The 13,174-nt window shown below is 69.1% G+C and carries 10 protein-coding genes and 3 tRNA genes; 7 read left to right on the forward strand and 6 right to left on the reverse strand.

Annotation, left to right across the window (positions count from 1 at the left end; all coding sequences use genetic code 11):
* The first annotated feature begins 87 nt into the window (after positions 1-87).
* From H9658_RS12535 to H9658_RS12545, 3 genes are read left to right on the forward strand one after another with little or no spacing between them, the layout of a single operon-like run.
* Entirely contained in the window at positions 88-1,335 is a 1,248-nt protein-coding gene (locus H9658_RS12535; RefSeq protein ID WP_191825588.1) for an efflux RND transporter periplasmic adaptor subunit, read from the forward strand.
* A gap of 10 nt (positions 1,336-1,345) precedes the next feature.
* Positions 1,346-3,304, forward strand: coding sequence for a MacB family efflux pump subunit (locus tag H9658_RS12540; protein WP_191825589.1), 1,959 nt, complete (start codon positions 1,346-1,348; stop codon positions 3,302-3,304).
* 2 nt (positions 3,305-3,306) lie between these two features.
* On the forward strand, positions 3,307-4,791 hold the full coding sequence (locus tag H9658_RS12545) for an efflux transporter outer membrane subunit (protein WP_225209941.1): 1,485 nt from the start codon (positions 3,307-3,309) through the stop codon (positions 4,789-4,791).
* Positions 4,792-5,306: 515 nt separating this feature from the next.
* Here H9658_RS12545 and rlmB read toward each other — a convergent pair.
* The 5 genes from rlmB to H9658_RS12570 all read right to left on the reverse strand — a co-directional run bounded on the left by rlmB (position 5,307) and on the right by H9658_RS12570 (position 10,461).
* Positions 5,307-6,053, reverse strand: coding sequence for a 23S rRNA (guanosine(2251)-2'-O)-methyltransferase RlmB (rlmB, locus tag H9658_RS12550; protein ID WP_003467227.1), 747 nt, complete (start codon positions 6,051-6,053; stop codon positions 5,307-5,309).
* Positions 6,054-6,393: 340 nt separating this feature from the next.
* The gene (locus tag H9658_RS12555; protein WP_191825591.1) at positions 6,394-6,864 is read right to left on the reverse strand and encodes a GFA family protein; all 471 of its coding nucleotides are present in this window, start codon (positions 6,862-6,864) and stop codon (positions 6,394-6,396) included.
* Between the two features lie 220 nt (positions 6,865-7,084).
* A complete protein-coding gene (locus H9658_RS12560) occupies positions 7,085-7,666 on the reverse strand; it encodes a hypothetical protein (protein WP_225209942.1) in 582 nt (193 codons plus the stop codon).
* 103 nt (positions 7,667-7,769) lie between these two features.
* A complete protein-coding gene (gene rnr / locus H9658_RS12565; protein WP_225209943.1) occupies positions 7,770-10,238 on the reverse strand; it encodes a ribonuclease R in 2,469 nt (822 codons plus the stop codon).
* Between the two features lie 136 nt (positions 10,239-10,374).
* Positions 10,375-10,461: transfer RNA gene (locus H9658_RS12570), tRNA-Leu, on the reverse strand.
* 434 nt (positions 10,462-10,895) lie between these two features.
* Between H9658_RS12570 and H9658_RS12575 the strand changes: the two genes are divergently transcribed.
* The 3 genes from H9658_RS12575 (at position 10,896) to H9658_RS12585 (ending at position 12,057) form a co-directional block, all read left to right on the forward strand.
* On the forward strand, positions 10,896-11,330 hold the full coding sequence (locus H9658_RS12575) for a VirK family protein (RefSeq protein WP_191825592.1): 435 nt from the start codon (positions 10,896-10,898) through the stop codon (positions 11,328-11,330).
* A 114-nt stretch (positions 11,331-11,444) separates the two neighbouring features.
* A tRNA-Leu gene (locus H9658_RS12580) sits at positions 11,445-11,531 on the forward strand.
* Positions 11,532-11,970: 439 nt separating this feature from the next.
* Positions 11,971-12,057: transfer RNA gene (locus H9658_RS12585), tRNA-Leu, on the forward strand.
* Positions 12,058-12,254: 197 nt separating this feature from the next.
* Here H9658_RS12585 and H9658_RS12590 read toward each other — a convergent pair.
* Positions 12,255-12,452 (reverse strand): hypothetical protein, encoded by a 198-nt coding sequence (locus H9658_RS12590; RefSeq protein WP_191825593.1) that lies wholly within the window; start codon positions 12,450-12,452, stop codon positions 12,255-12,257.
* A 296-nt stretch (positions 12,453-12,748) separates the two neighbouring features.
* Here H9658_RS12590 and H9658_RS12595 point away from each other — a divergent pair, with 296 nt between their 5' ends.
* Entirely contained in the window at positions 12,749-13,093 is a 345-nt protein-coding gene (locus H9658_RS12595) for a helix-turn-helix domain-containing protein (protein ID WP_179565821.1), read from the forward strand.
* The last annotated feature ends 81 nt before the right edge of the window (positions 13,094-13,174 follow it).

The following is a 13,174-nucleotide window of genomic DNA, read 5'->3' on the forward strand; positions in this document are numbered from 1 at the left end:
ACAGAGCGTGCGTTGAGGCCGGGCGGGCGCGGCCGCCATGCTGCTGTCGACGCCGCAGCACGCGGCCAGGCTACAGGTCCCGCCTCCGTGAAATCCGCGCTTCCCAAGACACGACGCAACCGCATCGTGCTGCTGATCCTTGCGCTGCTGCTGCTCGCCGCGATCGCGGCCTGGTGGCTGCGGCCGCCGCCGGCACCGACCCTGGCCACGTCGCCGGTAGTGCGCGGCGACATCGAGCAGACCGTCGAGGCCACCGGCACGATCAAGCCCTCGCAACTGGTCAGCGTCGGCGCGCAGGCATCCGGCCGCATCGAGTCGCTGAAGGTCAAGCTCGGCGACAACGTCAAGGCCGGCGACCTGATCGCCGAGATCGATTCGCGCACCCAGCTCAACACGCTCAAGAGCGCGCAGGCGGCGCTGCAGAACGCGCGCGCCACGCGCCAGGTGCAGGTCGCCAACCTGCGCCAGTACGAACTGGCGTTCAAGCGCCAGCAACAGATGCTGGCCGCCGAGGCCACCTCGCAGGCCGACTACGACAGCGCGCGCGCCACGCTGGAAGGCACCCGCGCGCAGATCGCCGCGCTCGACGCCACCATCGCCGAGCAGCAGACCACGGTGGACAGCGCGCAGACCACCCTGGGCTACACCAAGATCACCGCGCCGATCGACGGCACCGTGGTCGCGGTGGTGTCCAAGCAGGGGCAGACGGTCAACGCCAACCAGAGCACGCCGACCATCGTCATGCTCGGCAACCTCAACACCATGACCGTGTACGCGGAGATCTCCGAAGCCGACGTGGTCAAGACCAAGGAAGGCCAGCCGGTGTACTTCAGCATCCTCGGCAATCCGGACAAGCGCTATACCAGCACCCTGCGCGACATCGCCCCGGCGCCCGAATCGGTCACCAGCGAGGACAGCACGTCCACGACCACGTCCTCCTCGTCCACCTCCACCTCCAGTTCGGCGATCTACTACTACGGCCTGTTCGACGTGGACAATGCCAGCCGCGAACTGCGCACCTACATGACCGCGCAGGTCAGCATCGTGCTCGGCAAGGCCAGCAAGGTACTGAGCATTCCCTCGGCGGCGCTGGGCGACAAGCGCGGCGACGGCCGCTACACGGTGCAGGTGGTCGGCGCCGACGGACGCCCGCAGCCGCGCACCGTGCGCATCGGCCTCAACAACAACGCGCAGGCCGAAGTGAAGAGCGGCCTGCGCGAGGGCGAGCAGGTGGTGGTCGGCGAGGCCACCGCCGCGACCAAGCAGGCCGCGAGCGAGAAGAACAGCCAGCGCCGCGGCGGTCCCGGCGGCGGTCCGCCGCCGATGGGCATGTGAGGCGCCGGCCATGAGCGAAGCACTGCTGCAGCTGCGCGACCTGCGCCGCGAATTCCCCGCCGGCGACGAGACCCTGGTGGTCCTGCGCGACGTCAACCTGGATATCGCCGCCGGCGAGATGGTGGCCATCGTCGGCCAGTCCGGTTCCGGCAAGTCCACCCTGATGAACATCCTTGGCTGCCTGGACCGGCCCACCGCCGGCAGCTACCGCGTGGCCGGCCGCGCCACCGGCGCGATGCAGCCGGACGAGCTGGCGCAGCTGCGCCGCGAGCACTTCGGCTTCATCTTCCAGCGCTACCACCTGCTCGGCGACCTCGACGCCAGCGGCAACATCGAAGTGCCCGCGGTGTATGCCGGCATGCCTGCGGCGGCGCGCAGCGCGCGCTCGGCCGAGCTGCTGCGCCGGCTCGGGCTCAGCGACCGCGCCGGGCATACCCCGGGCAAGCTCTCCGGCGGCCAGCAGCAGCGCGTCTCGATCGCGCGCGCGCTGATGAACGGCGGCCAGGTGATCCTGGCCGACGAACCCACCGGCGCGCTGGACACACGTTCGGGCGAGGAAGTGATGGCGATCCTCGGCGAGCTGCATGCCGAAGGCCACACCATCATCATCGTCACCCACGACATGTCGGTGGCGCAGCACGCGCAGCGCATCATCGAGATCCGCGACGGCGCGATCATCGCCGACCGCGCCAACCCGGCGATCGACGCGCGCCGCGCCGCGCGCCGCCTAGAGCCGGCCGCGGCCGGCGGCAGCCGCTTCCAGGCGCTGCGCGACCGGTTCACCGAAGCGTTCCGGATGGCGCTGCTGGCGATGAACGCGCACCGCCTGCGCACCTTCCTGACCATGCTCGGGATCATCATCGGCATCGCCTCGGTGGTCTCGGTGGTGGCGCTGGGCAACGGTTCGCAGCAGCAGATCCTGTCCAACATCTCCGCGCTCGGCACCAACACCATCGAGGTCTATCCGGGCAGCGGCTTCGGCGACATGCGCTCGGGCCGGGTGCAGACGCTCAAGGCGCGCGACGCCACCGCGCTGGCGCAGCAGAGCTATGTGGACAGCGCCACGCCCAACGTCTCCACCTCGGTCACCGCGCGCTACGGCAACCAGTCGGCCACCGCCCAGGTCAGCGGCGTCGGCGAGCAGTATTTCCGGGTCAAGGGACTGAAGCTGGCCGAGGGCGCGTTCTTCGGCGCCGAGGCGGTGTCGGGCATCGAACAGGTGGCGGTGATCGACCAGAACACCCGCGCGCAGTTCTTCGGCAAATCGCCGCGCAGCCCGATCGGCCAGGTGATCCTGCTCGGCAACGTGCCGGTGCGCGTGGTCGGCGTGGCGCAGAAGCAGACCACCGGCTTCGGCAGCAGTTCCACGCTGAGCGTCTGGGTGCCCTACACCACCGCGATGTCGCGCATGCTCGGGCAGAGCTACGTGTCCAGCATCACCGTGCGCGTGTCCGACGCCACGCCGATGGACGCGGCCGAACAGGCGGTGACGCGGCTGCTGAAGCTGCGCCACGGCAGCGAGGATTTCTTTCTCAGCAACAGCGCCGAGATCCGCGAGACCATCGAGAAGACCACGCAGACGCTGACCCTGATGATCGGCGCGATCGCCGCCATCGCGCTGGTGGTTGGCGGCATCGGGGTGATGAACATCATGCTGGTGTCGGTGACCGAGCGCACCCGCGAGATCGGCGTGCGCATGGCGGTCGGCGCGCGGCAGAGCGACATCATGCAGCAGTTCCTGATCGAGGCGGTGCTGGTATGCCTGCTCGGCGGCCTGCTCGGGGTCGGCCTGGCGCTGGCGCTGGGCCGGGTGTTCGCCGCGGCCGGCGGCAGCTTCAGCATGATCTTCTCGACCGGCTCGATCGTCGCCGCCTTCGCCTGCTCCAGCCTGATCGGCGTGGTGTTCGGCTTCCTGCCCGCGCGCAACGCCGCGCAACTCGATCCAGTGGAGGCCTTGGCCCGCGAATGAACATGCTCTCCTCGTTACGCCCGGCGCTGTTGCCGCTGGCCCTGCTCGCCACGCTGTCCGGCTGCGTCAGCACCGGCCAGTACCGCGCCGCGCCGATCGCCGTGCCGCAGCAGTACGCCGCCGGTGGCGACACGGCGGGCGACGCGCGCCAGCCGCTGGCGCTGCAGGCCACCTACCCCGCCCACGACATCGCCGCCGACGCCTGGTGGCAGGGCTTCGGCGATCCGCGCCTGGACCGGTTGGTCGCACGCGCACTGGCGGTCAACGCCGACCTGGCCACGGCCGGGCTGCGCTTGCGCAAGGCGCGACTGCAGGCAGGCTTGAGCGAGACCGAGCTATGGCCCAGCGCCAGCGGCAGCGTCAGTGCCTCCGGCAGCCGCGCCACCGACCATCACGACGACGTCTCCCGCAGCAATGCCGCCAGCGTGTCGCTGAGCTGGGAGATCGACCTGTGGGGCAAGCTGCGCGCGCAGCGCGACGCCGACCGCTGGGAAGCCGAGGCCACCGACGAGGACCGCGAGAACACCGCGCTGGCCCTGGTCGGCGAGGTCTGCGACCAATACTGGCAACTGGGCTATCTCAACCAGAGCATCGCCGCCGGCGAGGAGAATCTCGCGCGCCTGGCCAAGACCCTGCAACTGGTGCAGGTGCAGTTCCAGGCTGGCGACGTGTCGCGGCTGGAAGTGCGCGAGGCCGAGCAGAACCTGGAAAGCCAGCGCACCGAGCAGAGCAAACTGCTGCAAGAGCGCGTGGAAGCCCGCAACAAGCTGACCGTGCTGCTGGACGGACAGCCCTGGCCGCAGGCCGAGGAACCGCAGAATCTGGACGCGTTCGCGCGCCCGCCGCTGGCGCCGGGCCTGCCGGCGCAACTGCTGGCGCGCCGCCCGGACCTGCGCGCGGCCGAACTGCGGCTGCGCAGCGCACTGGCCGACATCAAGGTCACCGCGACCAGCTATTACCCGACCCTGAGCCTGACCGGCTCGCTCGACGGCAGCAGCGCCACGCTGGCGAACGTGCTGAAGAATCCGCTGGCCACGCTCGGCGCCGGACTGACCCTGCCGTTCCTCAACCTGCACCAGGCCCAGCTCAATACCCGCATCACCGGCACCAGCTACGAGATCGCCGCCAGCACCTTCCGCACCACGCTGTACACCGCCCTGGGCGACGTCGACAACGCCTTGTCGGCGCGCACCCAGTTGGAAACGCAGGTGGCCTCGGCGCAGAAGTCCTTCGACGCCGCGCGCGACGTGGAGCGCATGTACGAAGTGCGCTACCGCAGCGGCGCCACCGACCTGCGCACCTGGCTGGACGCGCAGCAGACCCGGCGCAGCGCGGAACTGACCCTGGCCCAGGCCAGGCTCGACCAGCTCAACAACGACGTCACCCTGTACCAGGCACTGGGCGGCAGCGGTGCGACGCCATCGGATGAAGGTGCAACGTCGGCAACGGCCGTGGCGGCGACGAGCGCAGCAATCGACCAGCGCTGAAGCGGAACATCGCCGCGAACGGCTCCAGGCGGCTTGGGGGACCATGGGCCAGACCGAAGGTCGGCCCGCACGGGCCCGGTCGGGGCTGAAGCCCCTCCTACAGTGCACCCAGCCGGCTCGCCGCAATCCCTCCAGGAACGGCTTCGAGTGGCCTTGTGTCATCCGCCGGACGCAGCCCCGACCTTCCGCCATCATGCAGTCGGGGCTGAAGCTCCTCCTACAGTGCACCCAGCCGGCACCTCCGCCGTCCCCGCACAAACTCCTGTAGGAGCGGCTTCAGCCGCGACAGGCAGCGTGGCGGGCCTTCGGCCTTCGGATACCGAAGCCCCTCCAAAGCGCATCCGGCCAAGCATGCGGCGCCCACTGTGGGAGCGACTTCAGTCGCGACGAGCGAAGTGGTGAGTCGAACGACTTTGGTCAGGTCGGAGCTGAAGCCCCTCCTACGAATGCACCAGACCGGCGCATGCGTTGCGTGCAGCAAAACCCTCCACGACGCGACGCGCGTGGACGGCGCCTCACCCCATGCGCTGCCGCACCGCCTCGAACAGGGTCACGCCGGTGGCCACCGACACGTTGAGGCTCTCGATGTCGCCCGGCATCGGAATCTTGACCAGGCCGTCGCAGTGCTCGCGGGTCAAGCGGCGCAGGCCGTCGGATTCGCCGCCCAGCACCAGCGCCACGTTGCCGCGCAAGTCCTGCGCGTACAGCGAGGTCTCGGCCTCGCCGACCAGGCCGTAGATCCACACGCCCTGCTTCTGCAGGTCGCGCAGGCAGCGCGCCAGGTTGGTCACCGCCACGATCGGAATGCGGTCGGCGGCGCCGGCCGAGGTCTTGCGCACGGTGGCGTTGACCGGCGCCGACTTGTCCTTCGGGATCACCACGGCGGTCGCACCGGCCGCGGCCGCACTGCGCAGGCAGGCGCCGAGGTTGTGCGGATCCTGCACGCCGTCGAGCACCAGCAGCAGCGCGCGGCCCTCGGCGGCGGCGACCAGGCCTTCCAGTTCGTTCTCGCCCCAGGTACGCGCCGCCGCATAGCGTGCGGCCACGCCCTGATGCCGCACCGAGCCGCCGACGCCGTCCAGCGCCTGGGTGTTGACCCGCCGCACCTCGATGCCCTTGCGCCGTGCGTTCTCCTCGATCTCCACCAGCCGCGGATTCTTGCTGCCCGCCTCGATCAGCACTTCGCGCACGTTATCGGCATCGTTCTCGATCGACGAGGCCACGGCGTTGACGCCGACGATCCACTGGTTCTGCTTGCTCATGAGGCGGGGACTGCGAGGAAGGAAAGCGGGAATGGTAGGCGTTGCCGGCGCCCACGTCACATCGCCTGCGGCGCATGACCGCGCCGACCGGGCATCTGCGCCCTGCGCAGCAGGGCGACAGGGCCCGGCGGCACAGCAGCCGCGCCGCGGCGATGGGCAGCCGGCGCGCACGGGCCTCCCGCTTGCCCGGCAAGACCGGAAGCCGCCTGCCGCGACCGCGACGACACCGCGGCACGCCCGAACCCAGACGCGGCGGCACTGCCCCGTGCCACCCATGCCTTCGGCGGAAACCGCGGCGGGCAGGCCCTGGACCGGCGTCCGCGCTCCTGCGACGGCACGCTCAGTCCGGCCAACGCTCGGTGTCGTGGTCCGGATGCTGCTGCGACACCACCTGCGCCAGGAACGGCGCCGCGTCCAGATCGGCCTCGGTGCGGATCGACGGCAACCGGTGCAGGCCGTCTACGAACGGCAGCTTGCCTTCCAGCCCGTACTGGATCCGCGGCGGCAGCGCCGCCGGGTCGTCGAACGCACCGGCGGCCACCGCGATGCCGTCCGGCGCTTCGTAGGTCAGCGGCGTGCCGCAGTCGGCGCAGAAACCGCGCCGCACCAGATTGGAAGAGTGGAAATGCTTCAGCGCGCCACGCGTCCACACCAGGTCCGCACCGCGCGTGGAGACCAACGGCGCGTAATAGGCACCGAATGCCTTCTGGCACATCCGGCAATGGCAGATCGAGGCGTCGTCGAGCCGGCCGCGCACCCGGAAGCGCACCGCGCCGCACTGGCAACCGCCGCTGTACTGGTCGTGATTCATGCATGCTCCCTGGTTGCGGTCCTGGCAGCCGTTCGGCCCAGCGTGTTTTACCAGAACACCGCGATACGGGCAGTGGGCTGCGCGCACCTTGCTCAGGACAAGTCTCCTCGCCGCAGGGGCGACCTATTCTGCGCCGCCGCGATCGTGGAGCTGCGTTTCGAATGCCACCTTGCCCAAGCGGCTCTTGACCCGATACGTCCCTTCGCCGAGTTCCGCAGATTTAAACAGATCGCGCCTGTCGATGAATCCCGGTACTTCGTGCATCCAGATCCGTTCGACCTTTGCGCTTCCTTGGCGCGCGACTTCGCAATACCAGGCTTCGCCAACGTCGGAGTTCAACAGCTTGAACACCAGTGACGTTCCGCTTGCCGTCCTTACTGCGTTTTGCAAGCCTTCCGATCGGAACCAGCAATTGCAAACCAGCGTTCAAGATCGCGTCAGCGGTGGAGTCCACGAGCTTGACGAGCACGTCGTTGCCGCCACGGCTTGTGGCAATTGCAAGCAGCGCGCCACGCAGTGCTTCCAAGAGCCTGATGTCCTGGCCCGGCCGGCCCAGCGACAAAAAATGTTCGAAATCAAAGTCTTCGACAAACACTTGGGTCACGCCCAACACGTTATCGAACGCATCTTCTTCGCCGCGCGGGCCCAGTGACACCACGATCTTGCTGGAGCCGTTGATCTCCGCCGTCGGCAGCAGCGCCATGAACATCTGCGTGATGTGATGGCTCAACCGACGAATACAGATGCCCTCCGGGAGAACGGCCGCGTCGCTTTCCTGCAGGACGAGTAGATTCAGATGCATTGCTGTTCGCAACCATGAACCACATCGCGCGAACGGTGTGCCCGCCGCGCGCCACTTGCGCGATCGCGGCGGGCGCCGAGCGGCCCGCCGCGACGCCGCGCCGTCAGTACTTCTTTTTCTTGCGCTTGGCCGGCTGCTGCTGCCCACGTTCCGGCGGCGGCGGCATGTCGGTCATCGGCTCGCCTTCCACGACCAGGCGGAAATCGATCTTGCGCTCTTCCATGCTGGCCTTGAGCACCAGGATGCGGACCCGGTCGCCGAGGCGGAACTGCATGCCGCGGCGTTCGCCGGACAGGGTCTTGCGCACCGCGTCGAACTGGTAATAGTCCTGCGGCAACTGGGTCACGTGGATCAGGCCGTTGACCTTGGACTGGTCCAGTTCCACGAACAGGCCGAAGCTGGTGACGCCGCTGACCACGCCGTCGAACTGGCCGCCGACGTGCTTCTCCATCCACGCCGCGCGGTAGCGCTCGTCGACCTCGCGCTCGGCCTCGTCGGCACGGCGCTCGCGCTCGGAGCACTGCAGCGCCAGCGCCGCCATCTCGCGCGGCGAATACAGGTACTTGTCCGGCGCGCCGCGGGTCAGCGCGTACTTGATCGCGCGGTGCACCAGCAGGTCGGGATAACGGCGGATCGGCGAGGTGAAGTGCGCGTACGCCTCCAGCGCCAGGCCGAAGTGGCCGGCGTTGTCCGGCGAGTACACCGCCATGCTCTGGCTGCGCAGCAGCACCGACTCCAGCAAGGCCGCGTCGGGGCGCTCGCGCACCTTCTTCAGCAGCTTGGTGTAATCGCCCGGCACCACCTTGCTCCATGGCGGCAGGCTCAGCTTGAATTCCTTGAGGAACTCGAGCAGGTCGGCGTACTTGGACTCCGGCGGCCGCTCGTGCACGCGGTACGGCGCGGGGATGCGCGCCTCCAGCAGGTGCCGCGCCGCGGCCACGTTGGCGGCGATCATGCATTCCTCGATCAGCTTGTGCGCGTCGTTGCGCACCAGCATGCCGGCCTGGGTCACCTCGCCGGTGTTGTCGAGCACGAAGCGCACTTCCGAGGTCTCGAACTCGATCGCGCCGCGGCGCGAACGCGCCTTGGCCAGCACGTGGAACAGCTGGTACAGCCGCTCGATCTGCGGCAGCACCGCGGCCACGTCCTTGCGCACCTGCTCGTCTTTCTCGCCCACCGCCTGCCACACCTGGTCGTAGGTGAGCCGCGCATGCGAATTCATCACCGCCTCGTAGAAGCGCGCGCCGGCCACCTCGCCCTGGCGGTCGATCTGCATGTCGCAGACGAAGCACATGCGGTCGACCTTGGGATTGAGCGAGCAGATGCCGTTGGACAGCGTCTCCGGCAGCATCGGCACCACGAAGCCGGGGAAATACACCGAGGTCGCGCGGCGGACCGCCTCCACGTCCAGCGGCGTGCCCGGACGCACGTAGTGCGACACGTCGGCGATGGCGACCACCAGGCGGAAGCCTTCGGTGTTCGGTTCGCAGAACACCGCGTCGTCGAAGTCCTTGGCGTCGGCGCCGTCGATGGTCACCAGCGGCGTCTGCCGCAGGTCCACGCGGCCCTTGATCGCGGCCGGCTCCACCGTCATCGGCACTGCCGCGGCTTCGTCGAGCACTGCCTGCGGGAATTCGTACGGCAGCTCGCGGCCGTGGATCGCGGTTTCCACCACCAGCGACGGGGTCAGCTTGTCGCCGAGCACCGCGATGATCTTGCCGATCGGCGGGCGCCGCCCGTCCGGGGTGGAGGTGAGTTCGCACACCACCAGCTGGCCGTCGCGGGCCTCGCCCATCGCATCGGTCGGGATCTGGATGTTGCGCTGGATGCGCTTGTCGTCCGGCACCACGTAGGCGATGCCGCCCTCCATGCTGAAGCGGCCGATCAGCCGGCTCAGGCCGCGCTCGAGCACTCGCGCGATGCTGCCTTCGCGGCGGCCGCGGCGGTCGATGCCGGTGACGTTGGCCAGCGCGCGGTCGCCGTGCAGCACCTTGCGCATCTCGTAGGGCGGCAGGAACAGGTCGTCGCCGCCTTCGTCCGGGCGCAGGAAACCGAAGCCGTCGGGATTGGCGATCACCACGCCGGGGATCAGGTTGGTCTGCTGCACCGGCGCGTAGCCGCCGCGGCGGTTCTGCACCAGCTGCGCCTCGCGCAGCATCGCGCCCAGGCGCTTGCTCAACGCCTCCATGCGCGACGGTTCGGTCAGGCCGAGCTGCCCGGCCAGTTCCTCGAGCGTCTGCGGGCCGTCGCAGCGGTCCAGCAACTGCAGGATCGCCTCGCGGCTGGCGATCGGCTCGGCATAGCGCTCGGCCTCGCGGGCGGCGAACGGATCGGCCACCGCGGCGGCCGGCTTCTTGCGCGAGGACGGTGCGGACACGGGCTCGGGCGGATGCAGCGGCTGCAACGGCGGCTTGGGGCTACGCCGCAGGAAACTGGGGAGGCTGGGCATCCACGACGGCATCTTGGATTTCTTCGGCGGCGGCGGAGCCGCCGGGGCGCCGGCCTTGCTGGCGGGCGTGTCGTGGGATGCGGATTTGCCGGGCTTGCCGGACTTGGTTTTTCTATTGGTCATCCACCCATGGTACTCGCTGGGTCGTCAACGCAGGCAAACCGGCGACCAGACCCGGCGGCAGAGCGGCCCAGAAACGACGAGGCCCGCGTCAGCGGGCCGGTCGTTGCGGGAGTTCAGCGCTCCCGCGTGTTGCATGTGGTGCCCAGAAGAGGACTCGAACCTCCACGAAGTTGCCCCCGCTAGCACCTGAAGCTAGTGCGTCTACCAATTCCGCCATCTGGGCGATGGAGGCCACGAATTCTGCGGGCAGCGCGCGCCCTTGTCAATGCCGGCGCGCGACGCGCGGTCCGGCGACGCGCGCCACCGCCAGACCCAATGCGCATTCCGGAATCCCCCGGCTCGATCGCCCGACGCGCCAGGCGACGCGCATCCGCCTGCGGCATGCGACGGCGCCGCCCACAACGCAGCGCGGCGCCGGATCGCAGGCGGCAACGTCCGGGCGACATCGGCATGCGCGAGCACGGCGCATTCGGCAGAAAACCGCATCTTTCGTGCGGATCCGGACACGACGCGAAACCCGCGCCGGGGCGAGCGGACCTGCTTCGAACAAGCGCTGTGACGCAGCCGGGAGAACGCGATTTTGTCGGTTGACCGCGCAGCGCAAAGGGCTAGCGTGCGTGCGGCGAACCGCCCCTCCCCCATGCTCCGGAGCTCCGCATGAAGTCCCTGCCCCTGTCGCTGCTCGCCGCCTCGCTGCTCGCCTTCGCCCACCCCGCCGGTGCCGCCACGCGGCTCGATTCGCTCGCCGAGATCGAACGCTCGCTGCAGAGCGGCGCCTCGGTCGCGGTCGCGATCGACCTGAGCCAGTGCACGCCCAGTGCCGGCGGCGCCACCCCGACCCAGACCCGCGGCGGCCTGCGCATCGGCGCATACCGGGTGATCGAAGACGGCACCCTGTCCTTCGCCGACGAGCACCTCACCGTGGGCCGCGACGGCAAGCCGATCCAGCAGTTCCTGCGCTACCAGGTGCACCCGGACAGCCGCATCGACTTCAGCATGGCCGTGTTCGCCCTGCCCGGCTACCAGCAGAACGGCGCCACGCTCGGCTACCGCTGCGCGATCAACCAGGGCCTGCGCTTCACCGCCAGCTGATGCGCCGGCAGGCGGTACGTGCGCCGCAGGCACGGCGCACGTACCGCCGAAGCGCGCGTGCAAAACGACGCTTGACAGCGACACGCGCAACCGACAAAATTCTCGGCCTGTATCGCCCAGGTGGCGGAATTGGTAGACGCACTAGCTTCAGGTGCTAGCGGGGGCAACTTCGTGGAGGTTCGAGTCCTCTCCTGGGCACCATTCGATACAGCAGCAAAGAAAAACCCGCTCCGGCGGGATTTTTTTTGCCTGCCGTTTGCTGCCGTGCCGCGATGGTTCGCGCAGCGTCGCGGTCGGCGCACGACTCCGTGCAGGCCTGCATGGATGTTTCTGCTGGAGGGACCCGCGCCCCCAGGCTTCATCGGAAATGGCGCGTCTGCGCTGACGCCCCTTCCACGACGTCAGCCGCTGACGCGTCGATGCCGCACGGCGCCTCGGCGGTTGCCGATGCGGCCGGCGTTCCCCACCCAAGTCGCGGTGTCGCGACCGGAGCGTCATGCCGCCGATCGTCCGGCATGCGTGGGCCAGTTGCAGCAGCGATGCGGCGCACTACAGCCACTGTCGCGTGGCCGCCGCGCCGGACCTGCAAGAACCTGCTTGACAGTCCCCGGCACTGCCAGCAGAATTCCGCGCCTGTATCGCCCAGGTGGCGGAATTGGTAGACGCACTAGCTTCAGGTGCTAGCGGGGGCAACTTCGTGGAGGTTCGAGTCCTCTCCTGGGCACCATCGATACGGCAAGCGTTGTAAAGAAAAACCCGCTTCGGCGGGTTTTTTGTTGCCTGCGGCGCAGGCGATGCCCACCGCAATCGGCAGCGGCGAACAAACCAAGCAGGATTCCGCGCCCGTAGCGCGGCAACGTACGTCGCCGGGTCACGGCCGCCGCACGGCGCCGCCCCGCACGCAACTGCGCAGCCGCCGCGCGCTCAGCGATACGGCGGGCGGAACGCGCCGATGTCCACGCGCACGCCGTCCACCCACACCGCGACCATGTACGCCCGATAGCCCGGGTTGTGGCGCTCGGCCGCGCGCGCGGCCAGATACGCGTTGGCGGCGTGGACCAGGACGTACAGTGCCGGCTCCAGGTGCGCCACGCGCCGCAGCTTCACTTCGTAGGTGGCCATGCCCCACCCTCCGCCGCGGCGGCGGCCACACGCCGCTCGCTCGCCGCGGCCTGGCCTGCCCGGGGAAAGAACGCCGCGGGGCGCCGCTGCGCCGTCGCTGCAACGGCAATGGAAACTAGGCGAAATACCATGCACTCCTCGGTCGTCCGTGTCCGCTGTGCGCGCCCTCACGCGTCAGCGCGGCCCGCACCGCCAAAGTATCGAATCTCCGAACATCTAGAGTCAAGCATGGCTGTACGACAAGGTTACGGATGCTCCATATCTTGGTAGGCCCCGTAACTGCAAGGCCCACCGCGATGAAAAGCTTCGGCGACCGTTTGCGCGAAGCCAGGAAAGCCGCCGGGCTCACCCAGGAGCAACTGGGTTTCGCGCTGGGCGTGACCAAGTCGTCGGTGTCGGCGTGGGAGAACAATCGCGAGACCCCGAGCTTCCGCCTGTTGCCGAACCTGCGCGGCGTGCTCAAGCGCTCGCTGGACGAACTGATCTGCGGCCAGGGCGGCGCGCGCCTGCACGACCTGCCGGCCGATTACGCGCTGCAGGCGCACGACACGCACGAACAGGCGCTGCTGACCCGCTACCGCAACCTGCCGGCGCGGCGCCGCGAAGCGGTGCTGGAACTGCTCAAGCCGGACAAGGGCTGAGCGCGCCGCCGCGTCCGCCAGCGGGTCCCCCTGTAGGAGCGGCTTCAGCCGCGACAGGCTGCATGAATCGACAGATCCTGT

This window comes from Xanthomonas bonasiae (genome assembly GCF_014836395.1).
GTDB lineage: Bacteria > Pseudomonadota > Gammaproteobacteria > Xanthomonadales > Xanthomonadaceae > Xanthomonas_A > Xanthomonas_A bonasiae.

Excerpts from the sequence above, each read along its gene's own strand:
- H9658_RS12555 (WP_191825591.1), bottom strand. The coding sequence starts at position 6,864 with ATGAATCACGACCAGTACAGCGGCGGTTGCCAGTGCGGCGCGGTGCGC.
- H9658_RS12590 (WP_191825593.1), bottom strand. The coding sequence starts at position 12,452 with ATGGCCACCTACGAAGTGAAGCTGCGGCGCGTGGCGCACCTGGAGCCG.
- H9658_RS12595 (WP_179565821.1), top strand. The coding sequence starts at position 12,749 with ATGAAAAGCTTCGGCGACCGTTTGCGCGAAGCCAGGAAAGCCGCCGGG.
- H9658_RS12575 (WP_191825592.1), top strand. The coding sequence starts at position 10,896 with ATGAAGTCCCTGCCCCTGTCGCTGCTCGCCGCCTCGCTGCTCGCCTTC.
- H9658_RS12540 (WP_191825589.1), top strand. The coding sequence starts at position 1,346 with ATGAGCGAAGCACTGCTGCAGCTGCGCGACCTGCGCCGCGAATTCCCC.
- rlmB (WP_003467227.1), bottom strand. The coding sequence starts at position 6,053 with ATGAGCAAGCAGAACCAGTGGATCGTCGGCGTCAACGCCGTGGCCTCG.
- H9658_RS12560 (WP_225209942.1), bottom strand. The coding sequence starts at position 7,666 with ATGCATCTGAATCTACTCGTCCTGCAGGAAAGCGACGCGGCCGTTCTC.
- rnr (WP_225209943.1), bottom strand. The coding sequence starts at position 10,238 with ATGACCAATAGAAAAACCAAGTCCGGCAAGCCCGGCAAATCCGCATCC.
- H9658_RS12545 (WP_225209941.1), top strand. The coding sequence starts at position 3,307 with ATGCTCTCCTCGTTACGCCCGGCGCTGTTGCCGCTGGCCCTGCTCGCC.